Origin of the sequence: Streptomyces sp. NPDC001714 (genome assembly GCF_042892755.1) — a bacterium.
In the GTDB taxonomy this organism is placed as follows: Bacteria; Actinomycetota; Actinomycetes; order Streptomycetales; family Streptomycetaceae; genus Streptomyces.
This window is the reverse complement of the sequence record NZ_JBIAUL010000011.1, coordinates 173,648-196,419: the sequence shown is the minus strand read 5'-3', so window position 1 is coordinate 196,419 and position 22,772 is coordinate 173,648. Positions and strand designations below refer to the sequence as shown.

Sequence of the window (22,772 nt, the reverse complement as noted above, 5' to 3'; positions counted from 1 at the left end):
GACAGGCGTAACGAACAGGCCGCCTGTTCGACGTGATCCCGGTGCAGGCTTAGTGGATGTGCTCCCAGGGCAAGCATGGAGCACCAGGGTGAGGGGAGCGGCCATGCGTCGTGGTGGACCGTCGGTACTCGGGATCGTGCTCGCCGGCGGAGAGGGCAAGCGCCTGATGCCGTTGACCGCCGACCGAGCCAAACCAGCTGTCACCTTCGGCGGTACCTACCGCCTGGTCGACTTCGTGCTGTCCAACCTCGTCAACGCGGACGTGCTGCGCATCTGCGTGCTGACCCAGTACAAGTCGCACTCGCTGGACCGGCACATCACCACCACCTGGCGGATGTCCAGCCTGCTCGGCAACTACGTCACCCCGGTCCCGGCCCAGCAGCGGCTCGGCCCGCGCTGGTACCTGGGCAGCGCGGACGCCATCCTGCAGTCCCTCAACCTCGTCCACGACGAACAGCCCGACTACGTCGCGGTGTTCGGTGCGGACCATGTCTACCGCATGGACCCCCGGCAGATGCTGGAGCAGCACATCGAGGGCGGCGCCGGGGTCACGGTCGCGGGCATCCGCATCCCGCGCGTGGAGTCCTCGGCGTTCGGTGTGATCACCCCGGGCTCGGACGGGCAGACGATAGAGACCTTCCTGGAGAAGCCCGCCGACCCGCCGGGCCTGCCGGACGCCCCGGACTGCGTCTTCGCCTCCATGGGCAACTACATCTTCACCACCAAGGCCCTGGTGGAGGCCCTGCACCGGGACGCCGAGGACGACGGCTCGGTGCACGACATGGGCGGCTCGATCCTGCCCCAGCTCACCGCCCGCGGCGAGGCCCAGCTCTACGACTTCGGTACCAACCACGTCCCCGGCGAGACCAGCCGCGACCGCGGCTACTGGCGGGACGTCGGCACCCTCGACGCGTACTACGACGCCCACATGGACCTGATCGCCGAGCGGCCCGCCTTCAACCTCTTCAACCGCAGCTGGCCGATCTACACCCACTCGTACCAGCTCTCGCCGGCCCGCTTCAACGCGGGCGGCATGGCGAGCGAGTCCATCATCAGCGCCGGCTGCCTGATCCGGGGCCAGGTCACCCGGTCCGTGCTGTCCCCGGGCGTGCGGGTCGACCCGGGCGCGGTGGTCCAGGGGTCGATCCTGCACGACAACGTGGTCGTGGGCCGGGGCGCGGTGGTGCGCGGCGCGGTGCTGGACAAGAACGTCGAGGTCCCGCCCGGCGCGACGATAGGCGTCAACCCAGAGCGCGACTCGGAGCTGTACACCGTCTCCAAGGGCGGGGTCATCGCCCTCGGAAAGGGGCAGCTGGTCTCGTAGCCCTGCCGCTCGCCATGGGCCCGGCGCCGTCCCCGCGCCGGGCCCGACCCGTACGCGAGCGACGCCCGCGCGAGTGACTCACGCGCGAGCGACGCGCGCGAGTGACTCACATGCGAGCGACTCATGTACGACCGACTCATGTGCGAGCCAGTTCACGCGTGACCCAACTCGTGCGCGACGCGCTGCGAGTGAATAACCCTCATTTGCCGGACTTTGCGCCACTCTCCCCTCACGATGCAGACAGCAATGTCGAACTTCGGAGGTCATCCGACATGAGAGGGACCAGTGGTATGTCACATACCACCTCGGTTCTCCGGCGCACCCGGCTGTGCCTCGCCGCCGCGCTGACAGCGTCCGCGCTGCTCGGCGCCCCGGCCGCGGGGGCCGCCGAATCGGCCGACGGCCACCTCGCCGACCTGGTGAACCCCTTCATCGGCAGCCAGGACGAGGGCAACACGTTCCCCGGCGCGGCCGTGCCCTTCGGCATGGTGCAGCTCTCCCCGGACACCGGGCACAGCACCGGCTACGACTACTCCCAGCACCGGATCCGCGGCTTCTCCCTGGTCCACCTCTCCGGTGTCGGCTGCGCCATCGGCGGTGACCTGCCCGTGCTGCCCACCACCGGGGACGTCACGCAGACGGACTACGCCGAGTACGCCGCCGGGTTCGACCACGCCGACGAGGCGGCGAGCCCCGGCTACTACCGCGTCGGCCTCGACTCGGGCGTGACGGCCGAGCTGACCGCGACCGCCCGCACCGGCGTGCAGCGCTACACCTTCCCGGCCACCGGCAAGGCCAACGTCCTGCTCAACGCCCGCCAGGCGCTGCACAAGCCGGTCGGCAGCGACGTCGAGATCCTCGACGACCACACCGTCCGCACCCGGATCACCGGCCACGGCTTCTGCCGCGAGACCGCCCCGTACACCGTCTACACGGTCACCCGCTTCAGCCGTCCTTTCACCGCGTACGGCACCTGGAACGGCACCGCGGTCACCCCCGGCTCCCGCACCGGCGCCGACGGTGCCTACGTCCGCTTCGACACCACCCGGAACCGCACGGTCGAGGCGACCACCGCCCTGTCGTACGTCGACGCGCACGGCGCCGAAGTCAATCTGCGCGCCGAGGGCGGCCGTTCGTTCGACGCGGTACGGCAGAGCGCGCGGGACGCCTGGGAGCGGCGGCTCGCCGACGTCCGCGTCCAGGGCGGCTCCCCGACCCTGCGCCGTACCTTCTACTCGTCCCTGTACCGCACGTTCCTCGCGCCCAACGTCGGCGAGGACGCCGACGGCCGCTACACCGGCTGGGACCGCCGGATCCACCGCGCCCAGGGGTTCACGCACTACCAGAACTGGTCGCTCTGGGACACCTACCGCACCCAGGCCCAGGCGCTGGCCCTGCTCGCCCCGCGCGAGGCCCGCGACATGGCCCTGTCGGTGCTGAAGATCGACGAGGAGGGCGGCTGGCTGCCCAAGTGGGGCTACGGCACGGTCGAGACGAACATCATGACCGGCGACCCGGTCACCCCCTTCCTGACCACCGCCTACCAGCTGGGCCTGCTCAAGGGCCACGAGGAGCGGGCCTACCGGGCGTTGAGGAAGAACGCCGACGGCGTGCCGCCGGCCGCCAACGCCGGGGTCGGCCGTGAGGCCAACGCCGAGTACCTCGCCGACGGCTTCGCGCCGTACTTCAAGGGTCGCCCGCACACCAAGGTGGGCGACTCCGACTACGACCACGGCGCCTCCGTCACCCTGGAGTACGCGCTGTCCGACGCGATGCTCGGGCAGATGGCCCGGGACCTCGGCCATGTCGAGGACGCGGCCCGGTACGCCACCCGGGCGCAGAACTACCGCAACGTCTTCGACCCCTCCACCGGCTTCTTCCGCGCCCGCGACGCCTCCGGCCTCTTCACCGGCGACCCCGACCCGGCCCGCGGCATCGGCTTCCACGAGGGCACCGCCTGGCAGTACCAGTGGCTCGTCCCACAGGACCTGCCCGGCGTGATCTCCCTGATCGGCGGCGAACGCGCCACCAACGCCCGGCTGGACTCCTTCTTCGCGTACGACAGGCTGCTCGCCGACCCGGAGCGGACCGCGCGCGAGGTGTGGGTGCACGGCAACGCGTACACCTACTACAACGCGGCCGTCTACAACCCCATGAACGAGCCCGACCTGATCGCCCCGTACACCTACCTCTCCACCGGCCAGCCCTGGAAGACCACCGACGTGGTGCACGCGGCGCTGACCCTGTTCACCGACGGCCCGACCGGGATGACCGGCAACGACGACCTCGGCACCATGTCCGCCTGGAACGTCCTGTCGTCCCTCGGCCTCTTCCCCGTGCAGCCCGGCTACGGCACCTGGGGCCTGTCCACGCCCGTCTTCGACCGGGCCGACGTCCGCCTCGACCGCCGCTTCTGGCCGAGCGGCGGGTTCACGGTGACCGCACCGGGCACCTCGGCCGCCGACCGGTACGTACAGTCGGCCCGGACCGACGGATCGGACTACGGCCGTACCTATCTGACGACCGGTGCGCTGCGCTCCCTGCGGTCGCTGGCGTTCACGGTCGGCCCGCGCCCGTCAGAGTGGGGTACGTCACCCGAGGCGGGACCACCGGCGCTGAAGTGACCTCAGGTGTCGCAGGTGTCCCGCCTCTTTCGGAGGAGGCGGGACTTAATCTGCTGTTAACTGAGCGTAGCGTAATCGTACTTGACCGTAATCGTGAGTCGGCGTTTGACTGCTGATCCACCCTCCGTCAACGCGAGGCACCCTTTTTGATGACTGCGACTGCTGACCTGCTCGCCCCGCTCGATCTGGCGTTCTGGAACATCGAGTCCGAACAACACCCGATGCACCTCGGCGCGCTGGGCGTCTTCTCGGCGCACTCGCCGACCGCCGGCGCGCACGCCGCCGACCTGCTGGCGGGCCGGGCCGCCGCCGTGCCCGGACTGCGCATGCGCATCAGAGACGTCTGGCAGCCGTTCGCGTTCGGCAGCGCCGCCCGCGAGACCGACCCGGACTTCGATCCGCTGAACCACGTCCGGCTGCACGCCCCGACCGCCGACTTCCAGACCGTCGCCGGCCGGCTGATGGAGCGTCCGCTGGAGCGCGGCCGGCCGCCGTGGGAGGCGCATGTGCTGCCCGGCGAGGACGGGGTGTCCTTCGCGGTGCTGTTCAAGTTCCACCACGCCCTCGCCGACGGGCTGCGCGCCCTCAAGCTGGCCGCCGGCGTCATGGACCCGCTCGACCTGCCCGTGCGCGCCCCCCGCTCGATCGAGCCGCCGCGCCCGATGCTGGCGCTGCCCGACGTGCGCAGGCTGCCCGAGCTGGTGCGCGGCGCCCTCTCCGACGTGGGCCGGGCCCTCGACATCGGCGCCTCCGTCGCCCTGTCCGCCCTCGGGGTGAGCTCCTCGGCCGCGCTGAGGTCCGAGCCCACCGGCACCCGGAGCATCGCCGGGGTCGACCTCGACATCGACGACGTGCACCGCGTCCGCAAGGCCGTCGGCGGCACCGTCAACGACGTCCTGATCGCCGTCGTCGCCGGCGCCCTGCGCCGCTGGCTGGACGAGCGCGGCGACGGCACCGAGGGCGTCGCCCCGCGTGCCCTGATCCCCGTCTCCAAGCGCCGGCCGCGCACCGCGGCCCCCCAGGGCAACCGGCTCTCCGGGTACCTGATACGGCTTCCGGTCGACAACCCCGACCCGCTCGCCCGCCTCGACCGCGTCCGCACGGCGATGGTGCGCAACAAGGACGCCGGCCCCAACCGGGGCGCCGGTGCCGTCGCCCTGCTCGCCGACCACGTGCCCGCGCTCGGGCACCGGCTCGGCGGGCCGCTCGTCGGCCAGGCCGCCCGGCTCTGGTTCGACATCCTGGTCACGAGCGTGCCGCTGCCAGGCGTCGGCCTGCGCCTCGGAGGTCACCCGCTCACCGCCGTCTACCCGCTGGCCCCGCTCGCGCCCGGCCAGTCCCTGGCGGTCGCCATCTCCACCTACCGCAACCACGTCCACTACGGCCTGGTCGCCGACGCGAGCGCCGTCCCCGACCTCGACGTGCTGGCCCGCGCGGTCACCGACGAGGTGGACTCGCTGATCGCGGTCTGCGATCCATGATCCGGCCGGGTTTGGAGGTATTGCCCGGCGCTCCGTAAAATTCCCGGTTCGAAAGCAGGCGCGAGTCGGAGCGCCGCTGGTGGATCAGGGAAGCGGCAGCGCGATGACGGTGACACAGGACGGCCCGGCGGCCGAGAACGCGGTGCGGGCCGTGGACGAGGCCGTGGACGAGGCCGTGGTCCACGGCCCCGGCATCGACCCCGAGCGGCTCGCCGTCTGCCTCGGCGTGCTCGCCGAACTGGATGAGCTGGAGGTCGACCACCCGGACGCCATCGCGGTGCGCCGGGCCACGGCCGGCATCTACCGCACGGTCAAGCAGCGCCGCCGCCAGGAGCGCCGGGCCGCCAAGACCGCCCACGACAAGGCGGTCACCGAGGCCACCGCGACCGGCTCCGCCCAGCGCATCGACGACGAGACCGAGGGCCTGCTGCCCTCCTCCCGGACCGAGGAGGGCAGGGTCGCGGGCATACTCCAGCGCCCGCGCTCCTGCTACACCTGCAAGACCCGCTACGTCGAGGTCGACTACTTCTACCACCAGCTCTGTCCGGACTGCGCCCGGCTGAACCGCGCCAAGCGCGACGCCCGCGCCGACCTGACCGGCAAGCGCGCCCTGCTCACCGGCGGCCGCGCCAAGATCGGCATGTACATCGCGCTGCGGCTGCTGCGCGACGGCGCCCACACGACGATCACCACGCGCTTCCCGAAGGACGCCATCCGCCGGTTCAAGGCGATGGAGGACTCGGCGGACTGGCTGCACCGCCTGGAGGTCGTCGGCATCGACCTGCGCGACCCGGCGCAGGCCGTCGCCCTCGCGGAGCAGGTCGGCGCGGCGGGCCCGCTCGACATCCTGATCAACAACGCGACGCAGACCGTACGCCGGCTGCCGTCGGCGTACGCGGCCCTGGTCGAGGGCGAGAGCGCCCCGCTGCCCGCCGGTGAGCTCCCCGCCCACCAGGTCATCGGCGCCTTCAACTCCGGCGCCGTCGACGGCCTCGCCGCGCTGCCCCTCGGCACCAGCGGCCTGGACGCGCAGCAGGTCGCCGACCTCGCCCTCGTCGCGGGCAACGCGAGTGTGGCCCGGCACCTCGACGGCACCGCCATCGACGCGGGCGGCCTCGTCCCCGACGTCGTCGACACCAACACCTGGGTGCAGACCATCGACCAGATCTCCCCGGTGGAGCTCCTGGAGACCCAGCTCTGCAACTACACGTCGCCGTTCATCCTGATCAGCGCGCTCCGGCCGGCCATGGCCGAGGCCGCGAAGAAGGCGGCGCGCGGCCGGTCGTACGTGGTCAACGTGTCGGCGATGGAGGGCGTCTTCGGCCGCGGTTACAAGGGCGCCGGGCACCCCAACACCAACGCGGCCAAGGCCGCCATGAACATGGTCACGCGGACCAGCGCGACGGAGATGTTCCAGACCGACGGCATCCTCATGACCTCCGTCGACACGGGGTGGATCACCGACGAGCGACCGCACTTCGACAAGCTGCGGCTGGCCGAGGAGGGCTTCCACGCCCCCCTCGACCTGATCGACGGCGCGGCCCGGGTCTACGACCCGATCGTGCGCGGTGAGGAGGGCGACGACGTGTACGGGGTCTTCCTGAAGGACTACGAGCCGGGCAAGTGGTGAGCCCGGCCTGATCCTCCGGTGGTCCGGCCGGTGGGGGCGGGCGGTTGTGGGATGGGTGCGGGTGGGTGAGGGCTGGTCGCGCAGTTCCTCCCCCGGCCTTCGGCCGGGGGTACCCCCAGTGCCCCTGGGGGGTTGCGCCTGCGGCGTCGAGAGATGGTGCCGGTCGCGCCTAGGTTGCCGTGTGCGCCGCCCGTACCCGGGTACCGCCGTCCACCACCAGGTCCGCTCCCGTCACCCACTCCGCCGCGTCCGAGGCCAGCCACAGCACCGCGCCCGCCACGTCCTCCGGCTCGCCGATCCGCCCCATCGGCAGTCCCGCGGCGATCTCGGCCTCCCGCGGCTCCCACATGAAGCGGGCCATCTCCGTGCGCACCAGCCCCGGCGACACCGAGTTCACCCGGACCCGGGGTGCCAGTTCCCCCGCCAGCTGCTGGGCGAGGTGCAGCAGCGCCGCCTTGCTGGTGCCGTACGCGCCCACGTGGGGGCCGACGTGGGCCGCGCCCTCCGTGCAGATGTTGATCACCGAGCCGCCGTGCTCCCGCATCCAGCCGCGCCACGCGCACTGCGTCAGCCGCAGCGGGGCCTCCACGTTGACCGTGAACGCCTCCCGCCACAGGCCCAGGTCGGCGTCCATGAGCGGGCCGTACGGGCGGTTGGTCGCCGCGTTGTTGACGAGGATGTCCAGCCGTCCGAACTCGGTCAGCGCCAGCCGGGTCAGCTCCCGGGCGTGCTCCGGCTCGGCGACGCTGCCGGCCAGACCGATCCCGCCCAGCTCGGCGGCCGTGCGCCGTACCTCCTCCGGGTCCCGCGCGCTCACGCACACCAGCGCGCCGGCCGCCGCGAGCGCCTCGGCGACCGCGCGCCCGATCCCGCGGGTGCCGCCGGTGACGACGGCCGCCCGGCCCCGGAGCCCGTACGACGGCCCGTACGATGACGTCATCGCCGTACCGTCTCATGACGGAACGTCAGTCGACAGCCCCCAGACGGGAGTTGCGGGTGGCGACCAGTTCCAGGACGGTCCGCCAGTCTTCCAGGACGCCCGCGTCGAAGCCTGCGGTGCGGCTCTCCTCGTCGGCCTGGCGCAGTCGCAGTACGTCGTCGTGGGTGGCGGCGCCGTCCCCGCGGACGAGATGGTAGACGCGTTCCCCGAGGAGGTGGCGTACCGCGTGCGCGGCGCCGTCGGCGGGGCCGAGCAGTTCCTCGATGCCGTGCACCAGGCCTGCCACCTGGAGTTCCTTGTCGGCGGGGCGGCTGCGGCGCAGTAGTGCCGCGGTGCGCAGTGCGCGCTGGTGCCGGCAGGCGTACAGCAGATCCATCAGCTCCTCGACGCTGCGCAGCTCCATGCGTCAGTCCTTCCGCGAGACAGCCGTTGTCCTGCGCCATCGGATCATGTCGAGTTTTCGACCCGGCCAACGCAACCTGAACTGCGCAGCCTGTGAGGGGAGCGGAGCCTGCTCCTTCGAAGATGTGTTCGCGCGCGCAGGTCGAGCGGACTGGCCGTAAACGGGGCATCATGTTACGAACAGGTACATTTCAGGGTCGTCAAAATGCGGAGTGACTCGCGATAGTTACACCTTGTTTGCACTCCCTATCGAGCGGACCCCTGCTCATTTGGTTAATCTGTAGGGGACGGACAGCAACAAGGGGTCCCACCCACACCCACGGTCCGTCCCGGGACAAGCCGGTCGACAACGGCCTGCTCTCTTCTGAGTTACCGGCGCCACCGCGTCCGAACTGGCCTTCAATCCAGACCCAAGCGGGCGCCAAGCACCGGAATGCAGACTGTCCGGTACGCCCCGAGGGTGACCGACACAAAAGGAGTGCGCGGTGACACCTGAGAAGACGAATCGCGAGCAGCGCCCCAAGGAACGCACGGAGCGCGCGGGCAGCCGGCCCGGACAGCTCGGCAGCCTCGACGTGTGGGCCCGGTCCGCCCCGATCCGCCTCGCGGGTTACGAGGAGGATCTCGCCGAGCCCCACATCCTGCCGAGCGTGGACTGACCGGCCGGTCAGTCCCGCCGCGATCGCCGACGCGCATGGGCGTGCGAGACTCACGCCCATGCTGATCAGAGAAGCCGCCGCGGCCGACTGGCCGCAGATCTGGCCCTTCTGGCACCGGATCGTCGCCGCCGCCGAGACCTACGGCTGGGACCCCGACACCTCGGAGCAGGCGGCCCGCACGCTGTGGATGAGCCCGGCGAAACGTGTCTACGTCGCCGAGGATCCCACCGGAGCCGTGGTCGGCTCCGCCTACCTGACCCCCAACTACGGGGGACCCGCCGCAGGCGTCGCCAACGCCGGCTTCATGGTCGATCCCGACCAGGGCGGCCGGGGCATCGGGCGCGCACTCGCCGAGCACGTCCTCGCCGAGGCCCGGGCACACGGCTACCGGGCGATGGTCTTCAACGCAGTCGTCGAGACCAACCCGGCCGTGGCCCTGTGGACCTCCCTGGGCTTCACCATCCTCGGCACCGTCCCGCGGGCCTTCGACCACCCCAGGCACGGTCCGGTCGGCCTGCACATCATGTACCGCGCCCTGTGACCCGGCCGCGCCGCGCCTCGGAGTCCTAGCCGATCAGCGCCTCGGACACCCGCCACAGCCGGGCCGCGTTGTCCCGGTCCAGGGCGTACGGCGCGACCCCGCCGACGGCACCGGCCCGCTCGGTCACCGGCCCGGCCTCCGCGCAGTCCTCGAAGTAGCGGCCGCTGACGCCCGCCACGGTCGGCGAGCCGGCCAGCAGCACCGAGGTCGCGGCGCCCTGCTCCACGGTCTTCTGCGGCGGCAGGGCGATGGCGCCCGACTCGATGAACTCCTCGACCTGCTTCAGGTCCATGTGCCGGGCCAGGTTGGTGTCGGCGATGTTGCCCGGCATCAGGGCGTTGGCCGTGATGCCGTCGTCGGCCCAGCGCTCGGCGGCGGCGACGGCGAACAGGATGTTCGCGGTCTTCGACTGGCCGTAGGAGGTCCACGGGTCGTAGGGGCGGAACCGGTAGTCCAGGTCGTCGAAGACGACGGGGGAGAAGAGGTGGCCGGTGGAGCTGACCGAGACGATCCGGGCGCCGTCCGCCGCCGCCAGCGCCCGGTGGAGGCCGGTGGTGAGGGCGAAGTGGCCCAGGTGGTTGACGCCGAACTGCTGCTCGTGCCCGTCGGGGGTGCGGGTGACCTCTGTCGGGGCCATCACGCCGGCGTTGTTGACGAGGATGTGCAGCGGGCCCTGCCAGTCGGCCACGAAGGCCGCGACGGTCGACCGGTCGGCAAGGTCGAGCCGCCCCACGGTCAACTCACCGGATTCGCAGGGGAGTTCGGCTTCCAGGCGGGCCACCACGCGGTCGCCCGCCTCGGTGTCACGGACGGCCAGGGTGACGTCGGCGCCGGCCGAGGCGAGCGCGCGGGCCGTCTCCACACCGATTCCGGAACTGGCTCCGGTCACCACGGCCCGGCGGCCGTGCAGGTCGACGCCGTCGATGACCTCGGCGGCGGTGGTGGTGGCGCCGAAGGTGCCGGGAGTGTGGGGTACGGACATGGGGGTCTCCTGTGGATGTGTGCGTGGGGGGTGTGACCTCGACGGTCACCTCGTGGGTGCTCAGCCGTTCAAGGTCCCCATGAACTCGGGTGCGTAGCGCTCGCCGGTGACCACGCCGTGCGGGGCGACCGCCTCGATGGCGGCGAGGTCGTCCGCGGTGAGGGCGATGCCGGTCGCGGCGATGTTCTCCTCCAGGTAGCGGCGGCGCTTGGTGCCGGGAATGGCGACCGCGCCCTGGTGCTGGACCCAGGCGAGCGCCAGCTGGGAGGGTGTGACGCCCTTGTCGGCGGCGAGCCGGCGCACCTCGCTGACCACGTCGAGGTTGCGCCGGAAGTTCTCGCCCTGGAAGCGCGGGTCGGTGCGGCGCCAGTCGTCCGCGGCGAAGTCGTCCGGGCTGGTGATCGCGCCGGAGAGGAAGCCGCGCCCCAGCGGGGAGTAGGCGACCAGGCCGATGTTCAGCTCCCTGAGGGTGTCCAGGACGCCGTTGTGCTCGATGCCGCGCTCGAAGAGGGAGTACTCGATCTGCAGGGCGGTGACCGGGTGGACGGCGTGGGCGCGCCGGATGGTCTGCGCGGAGGCCTCGGAGAGGCCGATGTGCCGGATCTTGCCCGCGGCGACCAGCTCGGCCAGGGCGCCGACGGTGTCCTCGATCGGCACCTGGGGGTCGATGCGGTGCAGGTAGTAGAGGTCGACGTGGTCGGTGCCGAGGTGGCGCAGCGACCGGTCCAGGGCGTGGCGCACATACTCCGGCGTGCCGTTCAGGCCGGCCACCTGGCCGTCGTCGGTGATCTCCACCCCCGTCTTGGTCGCGACCACCGCGGACTCCCGGCGCCCGGCCAGCGCCCTGCCGAGCAGCTGCTCGTTCACGAAGGGGCCGTAGCTCTCGGCGGTGTCGAGCAGGGTGACGCCGAGCTCCAGCGCCCGGTCGACGGTGGCCAGCGACTCGGTCTCGTCGGTGGCGCCGTAGAAGGCGCTCATGCCCATGAGGCCGAGGCCCTGGACACCTACGGTCAGGCCCTGGCCGCCCAGTGCGCGCTGTTCCATGAGGTTCCTCGATTCCATAACTAACTGGATAGATACCTGGACCGTAGGTCCTGCCTCGCTGTCATGTCAATAACTAGATAGTTACTTGGTAGGGTAGTGGTCATGTCACGGGATTCCAGTGCCACCAAGGCCCGGCTGCTCGACGCGGCCTTCAGCGAATTCGCCGCGTACGGCATCGCCGGTGCCCGGGTGGACCGGATCGCCGAGACCGCGGGGGCCAACAAGCGGTTGATCTACGTCTATTTCGGCAACAAGGAGCAGCTCTTCGACGAGGTGCTGACCCGGGCGATGACGGCGGGCGCCGAGTCCGTGCCGTTCGACGTCGAGGACCTGCCCGGATACGCCGGCGCGATCTTCGACCACCTCGTGGCACGGCCGGACCTGATGCGCCTACGGCTGTGGAAGCTGCTGGAGCGCCCCTCCGCCACCGGACTCGAACAGGACGCGTTCCGGAACAAGGCCGCCCTCGTGGCCGAGGCGCAGCAGCGCGGCGACCTCGACCCGGCCATGGCCCCCGGCGACCTCCTGACCATGGTGCTGGCGGCGGCCCAGGCCTGGTTCTGGGCCGCCGAGGGCGTCGACCCCAAGGAGGTCGGCGAGTCCTGGCCCGAGGAGCGGCTGGCCCTGCACCGCGCGGCGGTCGTGGAGGCGGCCCGCCGGATGAGCGAGCCCAGGTCCTAGTCGAGCGGCGCCGTCCGCTGCCACGGCCGCAGCGTCTCGAGCTGCTGGGCCACCTCCAGCAGGACCGCCTCCGACCCCGGCCTGCCCACCAGCTGTACGGCGCAGGGGGCGCCCGAGGGCAGTGTGCCGAACGGGACCGACATCGCCGGCCAGCCGGTGAGGTTCCAGGCCGGGGTCAGGGGGGAGTGGTTGGACCCGGCCAGGGCGTTGCGCAGCCAGCCCCGCTCGTGCCAGGGGCCGGCCTTCGGGGCGTGGCGGGCCAGGGCCGGGGTGAGCAGCACGTCGTACTCGGTGAAGAACCGGGTGAGCCGGGCGCGCAGCCGCTCGCGGGAGTCGCCCACCTGGACCCCGCGCAGGAAGCGGCGCCCGATGGCCGCGTGCACCCGGGTCCGCCGGGCCAGCAGGGCGGGGTCCAGGCCGGCCGCGTCCACGGCCGTCCCGGCGGTCCAGTGCCGGATCGCGGTGACACCGATCGACGCCGGGTACGGCGGCTCGGCGCGCCGCACCTCGTGCCCGGTGCCCGACAGCAGCCCGGCCGCCTCCGTCACCGCGTTCGTATACGGTTTGCTCACGGTCACCCCGACCAGCGGGCTGCGCAGCGATACGGCGATCCTCCGCGGCGTGCGCTGCCCGGCACTCCCGAACTCCCTCTCCGCCAGCACCGAGAGCACCAGCCGGACGTCCTCCACGGTGGTCGCCAGCGGCCCGTTCTCCGACATGCCGAACCAGTCGCCGTTGCCGATCCCGGCCGGCACCACGCCGAACCCCGGCTTGATGGTGACCAGACCGCAGTTGGCCGCGGGGATCCGCAGCGAGCCCATGCCGTCGTTGCCGAGGGCGATCGGCGCCAGCCCGGCGGCGACCGCGGCCGCGCTGCCGCCCGAGGAGCCGCCCGCGCTGCGCCGGGTGTCCCACGGGTTGCGGGTGATGCCGTGGGCCCCCTCGGTGGTGCCGAAGACACACAGCTCGGGCACGTTGGTCAGCCCGATGACCACCGCGCCCGCCGCCCGCAGCCGTGCCACGGTGACATGGTCCGCGTCGGCGGGCGTGTCCGGCATCGCGGCCGAACCGTCCAGGTGCGCCTCGCCGCGCACCGCCAGATTGTCCTTCACCGCCAACGGCACCCCGGCAAGGGGGAGTTCGGCGAGGTCGGCGCGGGCCGCGACCTCGTCCGCCTCCGCCAGCGCCGCGTCCGCCCGGACCTTGCGGAACGCGCCGATCCGCCCGTCGAGCCGGGCGATCCGCTCCAGATACCCGGCGACCACCTCCCGCGGAGTGGCCCGCTTCTCGCGTACGGCGGCGGCTGTCTCGGCGGCCGTCCGGCCGGCCCAGTCGGTCACGGGCGCTCCTCGGGGTGTGGGAAGGCGGCTTACTCGTCGGTACGAAAGGGCACTCTGCCCGGCCGCGGGCCCCACGTCGAGGGTCCCGGCTGCTGGTGATGCCGAGTCGATGCGCCACGAACCGAGAGTCGGTGTCGGCACTCGTCCCGCGGATCATCCGACCACTGGTTCAACTCCTGCTGGAGCACGCCCCATTGACAGGCTTCTGAGCCCGCTCAATCATCAGACATCCGATGAATGGAGCCGCGCAATGAGCATGTCTCCTTGTCCGAGACGTCAGGTCCTGGGGATCGCGGCGGGCGCCGCCGCGGCGGCCGCCCTGCCCTTCGCCGTGCCGACCGAGGCGCATGCCGCCGGGACGGCCGATGAGCAGGCCGAAGCGGGGGCCTCGTCGCCCTGGGTGCCCGTCCCCGATCCGATTCCCGTACCGCTCGACTCCCTCTATGACAACGATGGCATCGACACCGCCGCCGCCCGGGGCGGTGACTTCGACGGCTCCGGCTACACGTTCCCGGGCGAGGAACTCCCGGCCGGACGGGTCGAGGTCGACGGCATCCCCTTCGACTTCCCGGCCGCCACGGCGGGCGCCAAGAACAACGTTGTCGCGCTCGGCCAGCGCCTCGATCTCCCCAAGGGCCGCTACCTTTCGGCCCTCTTCCTCACCGCCGGCAGCTACGGCAACGCCTCCGGCACGGCAACCGTCCACTACGCCGACGGCACGACCAGCACCGGCGGCCTGAGCGGCGGCGACTGGTACTCGGTGGGCGGGTCCCTGTCGGCGCCGTACCGCTACCAGCCGGACGGCGGCAAGGACGGGCACAGGGTCGGGATCGGCACCTCAGAGGGTGGATCGACCCGCAGCGCGAGGCCGTCGCCCTGACCCTGCCGGTCACCGGTCCGGCGGAGGCCGGCAAGACCGCCCTGCACGTCTTCGCGCTCTCCCTCCAGCCTGTCGCCCAGCGGCGGGCGCTGGCCCTGCTCGACACCCGGTCCACCAGTTCCCTGCTCGACGCCACCGGCGCCCAGAGCGTCGAGGCCACCGTCGTCAACGCGGGCACCGTCGCGATCCTGGCGGCCGACACGGTGTCCGTACGCGTCGACGTCCCCGGCGCCCGCACCGTCGAGCCCGCCCGCATCCGCCGCCTCGACCCCGGTGAGCAGGCACGCGTCCGCGTCGTTATCCATAACCGTACGGGTACCGCGCAGGATGGTGAGGCGGTCAACTGCGGGTGGAACACGCCCGTTGTCGTCACCGGCCGGAAGCTGGTGCACCGAGTGTCCCGCTCCCGGCCGCCGACGACTCACTCAGGGGCCACCAGGCCCCGTACTGCTCTGGTGCAGCGAAATGCAGCACCATTAACCACTGCGCACCAGCTCGATGCCCGAGTGGTTCAACCGTTCCTTGGCGGCGACCAGGACTGGGACCTGGTGCACCGGCGCACCCCGAACGGTCCTGGGTGCACTGGTCGTCCGCTTTCGCGTCCTGGTCGGCGACGCACATCACGTGTGCGGTCCGTGCCAAGTGGGCGGATTCCCTTGCGACCTGGCCATGTGGACGTGGCCAGAGGCGACGGGGAGGCCCCGAACCATCTCGCTGGTGGAACGGGGGCCCCGACTGCTGACGCCACACCCGGCGTCCCAGGTCGCAAGGGACACGTTACACACCTCCTGGCGTGTCGCATCGTGGGCCGTCGCACCGTTCACTCGATCGTGGTCACCTACGCCAAAGAAGCCTGCCTGCCCAGGAGTTATGCTTCGGGAGCCTCGTGGGCGGGCCACGCCCCGCGTAACCCGTACACCCTGGATCCGCTGCCGTACATGCGACATCGGCGGCGCCAACGACAGCGTCCATGTCCTCGCCGAGTTCTTCAACCACGCCAAGGACCGGGCGCGCCCCGTCGACGTGACCGTCAACGACCGCTCGGGCATCGGCTTCCACGACTACACGACGCCCGAGTACACGACGTACGCCGACACCGTCGTCGCCAAGTGGGAGGCCAGCCGGGGCCTCGACCCCCGCAGTTACGGCTACAACCGGGAGACCCCGGACGACGCCTACATGACCGCCGAGGAGGTCGTGCACAGCCTGGTCGACATCGTCTCCAAGAACGGCAACTTCCTCCTGGACATCGGCCCGCGCGCCGACGGCACCATCCCGGAGATCATGCAGACCCGGCTGCGCGAGACGGGCGCCTGGCTCGCCGTCAACGGCGAGGCGATCTACGCCACCACCTACTGGTCGCGCATGGCCCAGCTCGGCGACGACCTCCGGTTCACGGTCCGCCCGGACGAGGCCTTCTACATCCACTCCCTGACCCGGCCGGGCGCCAGGCTCACCGTCGAGGCACCGGTGCCGATACGCGTCGGCGACAAGGTCACCATGCTCGGCCATGGCAGGCCCCTGACCTGGACGGTCTCCAACGGTGCCCTGGTGATCGACGTGCCCGAGGCGGCCCGCAGGGCGGGCCGGCACGTGTGGGTGTTCAAGGTGGAGTGGCATGCGTGAGGTCGGGCAGAGGCTGCTGCGGCTCCTCGGAACCGCGGCAGTGCTGACCCTGCCGGCGGCACCGACCTCGGCGGTGACGCAGGAGCAGCGGACGGCCACCCCCGTCACCGTACCCGCACTCACCGACTGGACTTCGGCACAAGGGAGTTACGCGTTCGGCTCCGGTACGCGTCTCGTCGCCTCGGACGCGGCCGGGCGCAGGGTCGCCGACACCCTCGCCGACGACCTCCGCGCGGCGGGACACGGCGTGGTCCCGGTCGCCACGGGCGCCGCTTCCCGCCCCGGTGACGTCGTCATCGACGTCCGCCCGTCGGCGCGGTCCACGCTGGGCACCGAGGGCCACGAACTCGCGCCGCCGGTACGGGCCAGGCGCTGGCGGGCCCGGATCACCGGGGCGCGGGCGGAGCCACGGCTTGCGGAGTTCGGGCTGTACCGGTCAGCCGTCCGACCGGACGACACCACCGACATGAGCCCGCAGGTCGAGCGGCAGCAGGGCCTCGATACGTGACAACTCCGCGGGCGTCGGCGCGGGTTCGCAGGCCAGTCGCAGGAGACCCAGGTGGGCATCGGCGGTCGCGTGGGCGGCGAGCAGTCGCTGGGCCGCGTCGATGCGTACCGGGACCGGGGCGTTCGAAGCACCGAGCACCGATCTCAGGGTCCGCCTGGCCACGTCACGCGCCGTGCGCCAGCGCATGAGCTCGCCGGCCGCGCGCACCCGGTGCTGGGCGCCGGCCTGCCCGTCGTCCAGCACCCTGAGGCAGGCGGACTCCGCCTCGCAGCCGATGCCCAGCTCCCCCCAGGCTGACGCGGCGGCGAGATGGGCCTCGGCATCCGTGGTGCCTGGGTGGGAGAGGCCGAGGAGGATCCGGCGCCCCTCGTCCCCCAGATCCTTGGTGAGGAGGGCGGCGGCCTGGGCGCGCACCCCGACCGGGTGGGCCGTGTCCGCGGCCAGGGCACGGGTGAGGGGGACGCGGTTGAACGCGCCGCTCGCCGGGAGGCGCTCGCACACCGCCACGCGGAGTTCGGGCGGGACGGCGGCGTCGGCGGCCAGGGGATACCAGTCGTCGGCCGGATTCCCGGCGGCCACCCGGGCCGCCGCGATCCGCTCCGCGAGCGGCGCCTCGGCGTCCCGCGCCCAGGCCAGCAGGTGTTCCCGGACCTGGTCGGATTCGGCCTCGGTGTGCACCAGCAGCCACAGTTCGCCGAGCTGTGTGACCGCTTCCGGGCGGCGCAGGGCCAGCGACTCGAGCCAGTACGCCGCGGCTTCGCGGGGATCGACTCCGGCGAGGGCGCCCGCCGGAGCGTCGACGCTCTCCTCCTGGCCGACGAACGACTGGGCCTGGAGGAGATCGGGGTGGTGCACGTAGTTGCTGTGACCGCCGAGAGCCAGGTGGAGACCCAGACAGTGCATCCGGTCCGGGGAGACCCCGGCCATCAGGGTCTTCCACCGGGGATACGGAACCAGTCCGAGCAGCTTCTCGCAGGCCCGGGCGCGAGCCGACGGAGCTGCCGCAGGATCCTCCGCGACCGCGCACAGGGCACGCCGGAGCAGCGGCACCACTTCGGCGTCGTCGAACTCCCAGTTGACGTCGAAGTCGAGGAAGGAGTCCGTGGGGACGGTCTCGTCGTCGAGCATCGCGTACAGGCGTCTGCGAAGGATCACCTCCGGAGTCATGGCGTCGGCCAGGGACAGCAGCCGCCACAGGTGCTCGTCCGGCAGCCCGGCCTCGTCGAGAACGCGATGCAGGGTCTCGGACGCGGCGCGCAGGTCGACCTCGGCCAGCTTCTCCAGGGCCTCGATGCGGTACCGCATACCCACCCGCCGGTCCTCGGCGACACGGCGCAGCAGTGTCGAAGCGGTGCCCCGTTCGCCGGAGTTCAGCAGCATGGTCGCCGCGTCCAACCGGGCACCGCCGGGAAGCCCATCGTCCGCCGCGATGCCGCTGACGAGCTCCGCGGCGGCGGCCGGATCCAGCTCCTCCATCGCCTCCGCCGCCTCCAGCCGGTCGGCGGCTCCGATCCCGGGGTCCACCGCGAGGTCCACCAGGGGGGAACGCAGCGACTTCGAGGCGCCCAGAGCGATGAGTGCGGAGACATGTTCGACACGCTCCCCGACGGGGAGCCGAGGATCCTCGAACACCTCCGCCAGCAGGTGCCGGGCGCGGACCGGTTCCCCGACCTCCCGGAGAAGTTCCACACACCGGCCCACATTCCAGCGGTCGGCCCGAAGACCGTTCAGGCAGTCCAGCGCCAGGGCCGGCTGATCGACCCGGACCAGCCGGGTGACCGCCTCCCACCGGTCGTGGTCGGGCAGGCGCCCGTCCCGTGCCGTGCGCTCGACGAGAGCCACGTCGTCGACGAAGCCCACCGCGTAGGAGACGGCACCCTCGGGCGAGCGGGGATCTTCGACGACCTGTGTGGACACGAGACGTCTCGTCTCCATGTCGGTCAGGTGCTTGGTCGCCCAGTGCCGCAGGTACAGGGGCACGGCGGGATCCGAACACAGCGCGGTGAGAGCCTGCGGTGCGACCGGGGTCAGCAGAATGCCCCGCAGCACCCGGAGCATGTGCGGATCGTCCGCCAGCGCCGGGTTGTCGGCCAGCGCGTCGGCCAGGACGGAGAGAGTCGCTTCGGACGAGCCGGTCCACCAGGAACCCAGGTTGTCGTTCACGTGCAGGCGGGGGAAGTCCACCGTGCGCAGCAGCGTCGCGAGCGAGGCCGTTCCGGCTGCCGTGTCCAGTGCGAGCAGGGCGACGGCCGCCTTCTGCCGGGTCGCGGGCACATGACCGGAATCCTCGGCCAGGGCCGTGAGACGACGGCACGCCCCCCGGTGGTCGCCCGCCGACGCCAGCAGTTCCGCCGCGTCGACCCGGACGTCCGCCGGGAGGTCCGGGTCGTCCGCCAGGGCGGTGGCCAGCGCCGCGGCCCCTTCGGTGTGCCGCGCCACCAGGTGCCGCAGTGCATCGACCCGTGCCCGGTGCGCCACACCGGGATCGCCGACGACAGCGACCAGGCCGGACGGGGCGAGCACCGCGTACAAGCGGTCCAGCACCGCTTCCGGCTGGATGTCACCGACGTGGACTCCGCTGTCGTACAGCTTGAGCACGGCTCCTGTGAAACGCGCCGTCAGTTCCTCGTCCGTGACCAGTTCGTCGCTGAGGATCGTGGCGCACAGCAGCAGGTCGCGCCAGCCGCCGCCGTCCACGACGGTGCGCAGGAACTCGGCGATGGGCATGCCCTGTTCGTGCCAGCGGGCGGCCATGAACAGCACCAGGTTGGGGCGTTCGGCCGCGATCGCCCCGCGGACCGTCCGCAGGGCCTCGGGATCCTTGGGGTTGAGGCGGTCGGCGAGGGCGTGCCCGGCCAGATACTCCTGGATGGTGTGGTGGAGGAAGTAGAGGGCGCCGCCGCGCTGCCGGATCAGGCCGGTGAAGGTGAGGGCGCGCAGCACGGTCTCCGGCGGGGTGTACTCGGCCAGCAGCTCCGCCGCCTGGTCGAGCAGGGGGCGCGCGTCTCCGCTCTGGCGCAGTTCGGCCACGGGGTGCAGCACGTCGTAGACCCGCTCCAGCAGGTCCGGGGTGATGCCGTGCGGGCCCGGGTCGCTGCGCCGGAGGCGCTGGGCCCCCTTCTCACGGAGGATGCCGATGAACCGGGCGTACAGCTCGGCGGGGTTGCGGGGCAGGTCCCGTACGGCGGCGACCGCGCAGATCATCGTCAGGTAGAGCGGATTGCGCGCCACCTCCGCGAGCCGGCCCTGACGCAGGGCCTCGGTGAGCGCGTCCGCCCGCGTCCGGGCGTCCTCGACGCGGAGCGCCGTGAACCAGGTACGGACGAGTTCTCCGACCTCGGCGTGGTCGAATTCGAGCAGAGCGTAGCGCTCCAGCTCGTCCAGCCGGCTCATCTCCGCGGTCACCAGCGACCGGCTCGCCACCACGAACCGCAGATGGGGTTCCCGTGCCCAGCGCTGGATCATCCGGATGACCCGGCTGCGGTCCTCCGGGTCGAGCACCTCGTCGAGTCCGTCGACGCAGACCAGCCAGTCGACGGACGGCATGGGCGCGGACTCGAAGAGTTCCGGCACGGGGGAGCGGCGCAGCCCGGGCAGGTCGCGGGCCAGCGCGTTCGCCAGGGCCTCGGGCAGCGGGCGGTCCACGAGCTGGTCGGCGGTGACCAGGACCGGGATGTACGAGGGGGCCTGTCCGGGGTCGTCGAGCCAGGCGGTGGCCGCCGTGAACGCGAGGCGGCGCAGCAGGCTCGACTTGCCGCTGCCGGCCCCGCCGGTGAACAGGACGTGGCGATGTGCGGTGAGCACGCTCTCGGCGGCGGCGGCGCCGTCACGTCCGGACGGACGGCGGCCGCGGGGGCCGTCGGCGGCGGTCCGGTCCTCGGTGTGTGAGGCTTCCTGACGGACGTACACCGCCGACAGGGGCACGTCCCCCGCGTCCGTGAGCAGGGCGGCGTACGGGTGCTCGTCGGCGGCCTCGCGTGCCGCCTCCAGGTAGTCCCGCAGCTGCGCGGCCGGATACCGGTGGCCTCCCGCCCGTACCTGGCCGTCCGTGAGCGTCTCCAGCCAGGTGACCGGCGCCGGCGGCACGGCACAGCGGGTCAGGATCTCGCCGATCGGGACCATGTGGGCGCTGCCGGCCTTGTCGGAGCGCGCGAGCATCCCGCAGACCGCGCCGGTGCGTTCGTTCACCACCGGGCTGCCGCTGAAACCCTCGCCGACCGGGGTGCCGTAGCCCCGGGGCATGGCCATCGGGTCCTCGAACGCGAGGCGGGAGTCGCCCTGGTACTCAAGTGCGGCCCACTGGCCCGCACGGTAGTGGCCCTTGGGGTGACCGTAGGCCCGGAGCCGGTCGCCCAGGGCGGTGGCCGGGGAGGTGAGCACGTACGGCGTCCCGGCGTCGCACCGCAGGAAGGCCACGTCGAGTCCGTTGTCGGCCCGGTGCCGGTCCTCGTCGGTCACCGTCAGTGTGAACTCCGCCCCGGTCCCGATGCGTCCCCGCACTTCGTCGGCCCCGGTCACCACGTGCGCGCACGTCACCACGACCCCGGGCGCGATCACGAACCCGGTACCCCCCGCATGCCCACCGGGCAGGTCCAGTGCGACGGTCGCCGACTCCAGCAGCCTCCTCCAGCCGTCCACGGCTACGCTCCCCGGACCTCCTCGGCGGTCCACTCCAAGGTCACCTTCCACGCGGACCTGGACGACGCCCTGCCCACGACCGCCAGGAACTGCCCGGTGTCGAAGGAGACGTCGCACCCGAATTCGACCGTCGCCTTCGACGCTCCCGTCTCCCGGAGCCGCGTGCCCATCGCGCGGGCCACCGCCGTGAGGCCGTCGAGGACCGGGTCGAGACTGGGGCGGCGCCAGCCGATCTCCTGTTCCTCGCCCAGGGCGAGTGCCGGCACGCCTTCGCCGGGAGCCACCGACATCAGGATCGTCTGGCCCTCGATGTCGACCGGGACCGTCGTCCGCGTGCCCTCGTCCACTGGCTTCCCCCGTAACAGACCTCAGGTAGACGGCTCATCGTAGCGAGCGGCCGCCCCCGTGCTGCCCCGTACCGTCAGCCGGGGCACCGGCACCCGTACCGCCCGGGCCGAGCCGCCGTCCAGCAGGGCGGTCAGCTCGCGGGCCGCCGTGCGGCCGAACTCCGCGCTGTCGCGGGAGAGGGCGGAGAGCCAGGGCTTGACCATGCGGCACAGGGCCGAGTCCTCCCAGGAGACGACGGAGACGTCGGCGGGGACCGAGTAGCCGAGTTCCGCCGCGGCCGCGACGCCGGCCACCGCCATCACGTCGTTGTCGTAGATCAGGGCCGTCGGGGGCGGGGTCGCGCGCAGGACGCGGCGGGTGACGGCCGCGCCCTCGGCGTCGGAGTAGTCGGTGGTGACCGAGTGGACCTCGGACAGGCCGCGGCGGTCGGCCTCGGCGCGCAGGGTGCGGATCCGGCGCTCGGTGTGCGCGAGGCCGGGCAGGCCGGCGATGTGCACGATGCGCCGGTGGCCGAGACCGGTCAGCTCGTCGACCACCGACGCCATCGCGGCCGCGTCGTCCGCCCAGACCGTGGAGAGTTCGGGGTGGCGTTCGTCGGGGGCGCCGCCGATCACCACGGCGGGCAGGCCCAGTTCGTCGAGCAGGTCGGGGCGGGGGTCGTCGGCGCGCGGGTCGACGACCAGGACGCCGTCGACGCGGTGCTCCGCCCACCAGCGGCGGTAGACCGCGCACTCGTCGGCCACGTCCTCCGCCATCTGGAAGAGCAGACCGAGATGGCGTTCGGCGAGCACCTCCTGGATGCCCGAGACCAGTTGGAGGAAGAAGGAGTCCACGCCCAGCGAGTGCGCGGGACGGGCGAGGACGAAGCCGACGGTGGCCGCGCCCTCGCCGGAGAGGGCGCGGGCGGCCGTGCTGGGACGCCAGCCGAGCTGCTCGGCGACCCGCTGGACCCGGGCCCTGGTCGTCTCGGAGACCCCGGGGCGGCCGTTGAGCGCGAAGGAGACCGCGCTCTCGGAGACGCCGGCGCGGCGCGCGATGTCCTTCATCGTCGGCCGGCGCGCGGGGACGCGTTTCTCCGCCAACTCACTTCCTCATTCGCCTCGGGACCGTGACCTGCTAATGCG

The 22,772-nt window shown here is 72.2% G+C and carries 16 protein-coding genes and 1 pseudogene; 9 read left to right on the top strand and 8 right to left on the bottom strand.

Annotated features, from left to right (window positions below):
- The first annotated feature begins 103 nt into the window (after positions 1–103).
- The 4 genes from glgC (at position 104) to ACFY0P_RS27910 (ending at position 7,059) form a co-directional block, all read left to right on the top strand.
- Positions 104–1,324 (top strand): glucose-1-phosphate adenylyltransferase, encoded by a 1,221-nt coding sequence (gene glgC / locus ACFY0P_RS27925; RefSeq protein WP_388918643.1) that lies wholly within the window; start codon positions 104–106, stop codon positions 1,322–1,324.
- Between the two features lie 290 nt (positions 1,325–1,614).
- Positions 1,615–3,948 (top strand): GH92 family glycosyl hydrolase, encoded by a 2,334-nt coding sequence (locus tag ACFY0P_RS27920; protein ID WP_388918640.1) that lies wholly within the window; start codon positions 1,615–1,617, stop codon positions 3,946–3,948.
- A gap of 149 nt (positions 3,949–4,097) precedes the next feature.
- Positions 4,098–5,429, top strand: a complete 1,332-nt coding sequence (locus ACFY0P_RS27915; protein WP_388918637.1) for a wax ester/triacylglycerol synthase family O-acyltransferase — start codon at positions 4,098–4,100, stop codon at positions 5,427–5,429.
- 103 nt (positions 5,430–5,532) lie between these two features.
- Entirely contained in the window at positions 5,533–7,059 is a 1,527-nt protein-coding gene (locus ACFY0P_RS27910; protein ID WP_388918634.1) for an SDR family NAD(P)-dependent oxidoreductase, read from the top strand.
- Positions 7,060–7,228: 169 nt separating this feature from the next.
- Here the strand turns inward: ACFY0P_RS27910 and ACFY0P_RS27905 are convergent, their stop codons facing one another.
- Complete coding sequence (locus ACFY0P_RS27905; RefSeq protein ID WP_388918631.1) at positions 7,229–7,999, bottom strand: SDR family oxidoreductase; 771 nt, start codon at positions 7,997–7,999, stop codon at positions 7,229–7,231.
- Positions 8,000–8,024: 25 nt separating this feature from the next.
- Positions 8,025–8,402 (bottom strand): hypothetical protein, encoded by a 378-nt coding sequence (locus tag ACFY0P_RS27900; protein WP_388918628.1) that lies wholly within the window; start codon positions 8,400–8,402, stop codon positions 8,025–8,027.
- Between the two features lie 484 nt (positions 8,403–8,886).
- Here ACFY0P_RS27900 and ACFY0P_RS27895 point away from each other — a divergent pair, with 484 nt between their 5' ends.
- Together ACFY0P_RS27895 and ACFY0P_RS27890 are read left to right on the top strand one after the other, a co-directional pair.
- On the top strand, positions 8,887–9,060 hold the full coding sequence (locus tag ACFY0P_RS27895) for a hypothetical protein (RefSeq protein WP_189267454.1): 174 nt from the start codon (positions 8,887–8,889) through the stop codon (positions 9,058–9,060).
- 58 nt (positions 9,061–9,118) lie between these two features.
- Positions 9,119–9,601 (top strand): GNAT family N-acetyltransferase, encoded by a 483-nt coding sequence (locus ACFY0P_RS27890; protein WP_388918624.1) that lies wholly within the window; start codon positions 9,119–9,121, stop codon positions 9,599–9,601.
- 25 nt (positions 9,602–9,626) lie between these two features.
- Here ACFY0P_RS27890 and ACFY0P_RS27885 read toward each other — a convergent pair whose 3' ends face one another.
- Together ACFY0P_RS27885 and ACFY0P_RS27880 are read right to left on the bottom strand one after the other, a co-directional pair.
- Positions 9,627–10,583 (bottom strand): SDR family NAD(P)-dependent oxidoreductase, encoded by a 957-nt coding sequence (locus ACFY0P_RS27885; protein WP_388918621.1) that lies wholly within the window; start codon positions 10,581–10,583, stop codon positions 9,627–9,629.
- 60 nt (positions 10,584–10,643) lie between these two features.
- Positions 10,644–11,627: an aldo/keto reductase gene (locus ACFY0P_RS27880; protein WP_388918618.1), complete on the bottom strand. Its 984-nt coding sequence runs from the start codon at positions 11,625–11,627 to the stop codon at positions 10,644–10,646.
- Between the two features lie 102 nt (positions 11,628–11,729).
- Here ACFY0P_RS27880 and ACFY0P_RS27875 point away from each other — a divergent pair, with 102 nt between their 5' ends.
- Positions 11,730–12,308, top strand: a complete 579-nt coding sequence (locus ACFY0P_RS27875) for a TetR family transcriptional regulator (protein ID WP_388918615.1) — start codon at positions 11,730–11,732, stop codon at positions 12,306–12,308.
- Here ACFY0P_RS27875 and ACFY0P_RS27870 read toward each other — a convergent pair.
- Positions 12,305–13,648: an amidase gene (locus ACFY0P_RS27870; protein WP_388918612.1), complete on the bottom strand. Its 1,344-nt coding sequence runs from the start codon at positions 13,646–13,648 to the stop codon at positions 12,305–12,307. The two genes, ACFY0P_RS27875 and ACFY0P_RS27870, sit on opposite strands and share 4 nt — an antisense overlap.
- Before the next feature lie 256 nt (positions 13,649–13,904).
- Between ACFY0P_RS27870 and ACFY0P_RS27865 the strand changes: the two are divergent.
- Both ACFY0P_RS27865 and ACFY0P_RS27860 read left to right on the top strand, forming a co-directional pair.
- A pseudogene (locus ACFY0P_RS27865) lies at positions 13,905–16,154 on the top strand (alpha-L-fucosidase).
- Positions 16,147–16,662 carry a glycoside hydrolase family 20 zincin-like fold domain-containing protein gene (locus ACFY0P_RS27860; protein ID WP_388918610.1) on the top strand — a complete coding sequence of 172 codons (516 nt, stop codon included), beginning with the start codon at positions 16,147–16,149 and terminating at the stop codon, positions 16,660–16,662. The pseudogene ACFY0P_RS27865 and the gene ACFY0P_RS27860 overlap by 8 nt, the downstream one beginning before the upstream one ends.
- Here ACFY0P_RS27860 and ACFY0P_RS27855 read toward each other — a convergent pair.
- The 3 genes from ACFY0P_RS27855 to ACFY0P_RS27845 are packed head-to-tail and all read right to left on the bottom strand — an operon-like array spanning position 16,591 to position 22,694.
- Positions 16,591–21,300, bottom strand: a complete 4,710-nt coding sequence (locus ACFY0P_RS27855) for a trypsin-like peptidase domain-containing protein (RefSeq protein ID WP_388918607.1) — start codon at positions 21,298–21,300, stop codon at positions 16,591–16,593. The genes ACFY0P_RS27860 and ACFY0P_RS27855 overlap by 72 nt on opposite strands.
- A 2-nt stretch (positions 21,301–21,302) precedes the next feature.
- Positions 21,303–21,647 (bottom strand): CU044_2847 family protein, encoded by a 345-nt coding sequence (locus tag ACFY0P_RS27850; protein ID WP_388918604.1) that lies wholly within the window; start codon positions 21,645–21,647, stop codon positions 21,303–21,305.
- Between the two features lie 21 nt (positions 21,648–21,668).
- Positions 21,669–22,694, bottom strand: a complete 1,026-nt coding sequence (locus ACFY0P_RS27845) for a LacI family DNA-binding transcriptional regulator (RefSeq protein WP_388919059.1) — start codon at positions 22,692–22,694, stop codon at positions 21,669–21,671.
- Positions 22,695–22,772 lie beyond the last annotated feature (78 nt).

Excerpts from the sequence above, each read along its gene's own strand:
- ACFY0P_RS27910 (WP_388918634.1), top strand. The coding sequence starts at position 5,533 with ATGACGGTGACACAGGACGGCCCGGCGGCCGAGAACGCGGTGCGGGCC.
- ACFY0P_RS27920 (WP_388918640.1), top strand. The coding sequence starts at position 1,615 with ATGTCACATACCACCTCGGTTCTCCGGCGCACCCGGCTGTGCCTCGCC.
- ACFY0P_RS27860 (WP_388918610.1), top strand. The coding sequence starts at position 16,147 with ATGCGTGAGGTCGGGCAGAGGCTGCTGCGGCTCCTCGGAACCGCGGCA.
- ACFY0P_RS27880 (WP_388918618.1), bottom strand. The coding sequence starts at position 11,627 with ATGGAACAGCGCGCACTGGGCGGCCAGGGCCTGACCGTAGGTGTCCAG.
- ACFY0P_RS27885 (WP_388918621.1), bottom strand. The coding sequence starts at position 10,583 with ATGTCCGTACCCCACACTCCCGGCACCTTCGGCGCCACCACCACCGCC.
- ACFY0P_RS27875 (WP_388918615.1), top strand. The coding sequence starts at position 11,730 with ATGTCACGGGATTCCAGTGCCACCAAGGCCCGGCTGCTCGACGCGGCC.
- ACFY0P_RS27845 (WP_388919059.1), bottom strand. The coding sequence starts at position 22,694 with ATGAAGGACATCGCGCGCCGCGCCGGCGTCTCCGAGAGCGCGGTCTCC.
- glgC (WP_388918643.1), top strand. The coding sequence starts at position 104 with ATGCGTCGTGGTGGACCGTCGGTACTCGGGATCGTGCTCGCCGGCGGA.
- ACFY0P_RS27905 (WP_388918631.1), bottom strand. The coding sequence starts at position 7,999 with ATGACGTCATCGTACGGGCCGTCGTACGGGCTCCGGGGCCGGGCGGCC.
- ACFY0P_RS27890 (WP_388918624.1), top strand. The coding sequence starts at position 9,119 with ATGCTGATCAGAGAAGCCGCCGCGGCCGACTGGCCGCAGATCTGGCCC.
- ACFY0P_RS27915 (WP_388918637.1), top strand. The coding sequence starts at position 4,098 with ATGACTGCGACTGCTGACCTGCTCGCCCCGCTCGATCTGGCGTTCTGG.
- ACFY0P_RS27900 (WP_388918628.1), bottom strand. The coding sequence starts at position 8,402 with ATGGAGCTGCGCAGCGTCGAGGAGCTGATGGATCTGCTGTACGCCTGC.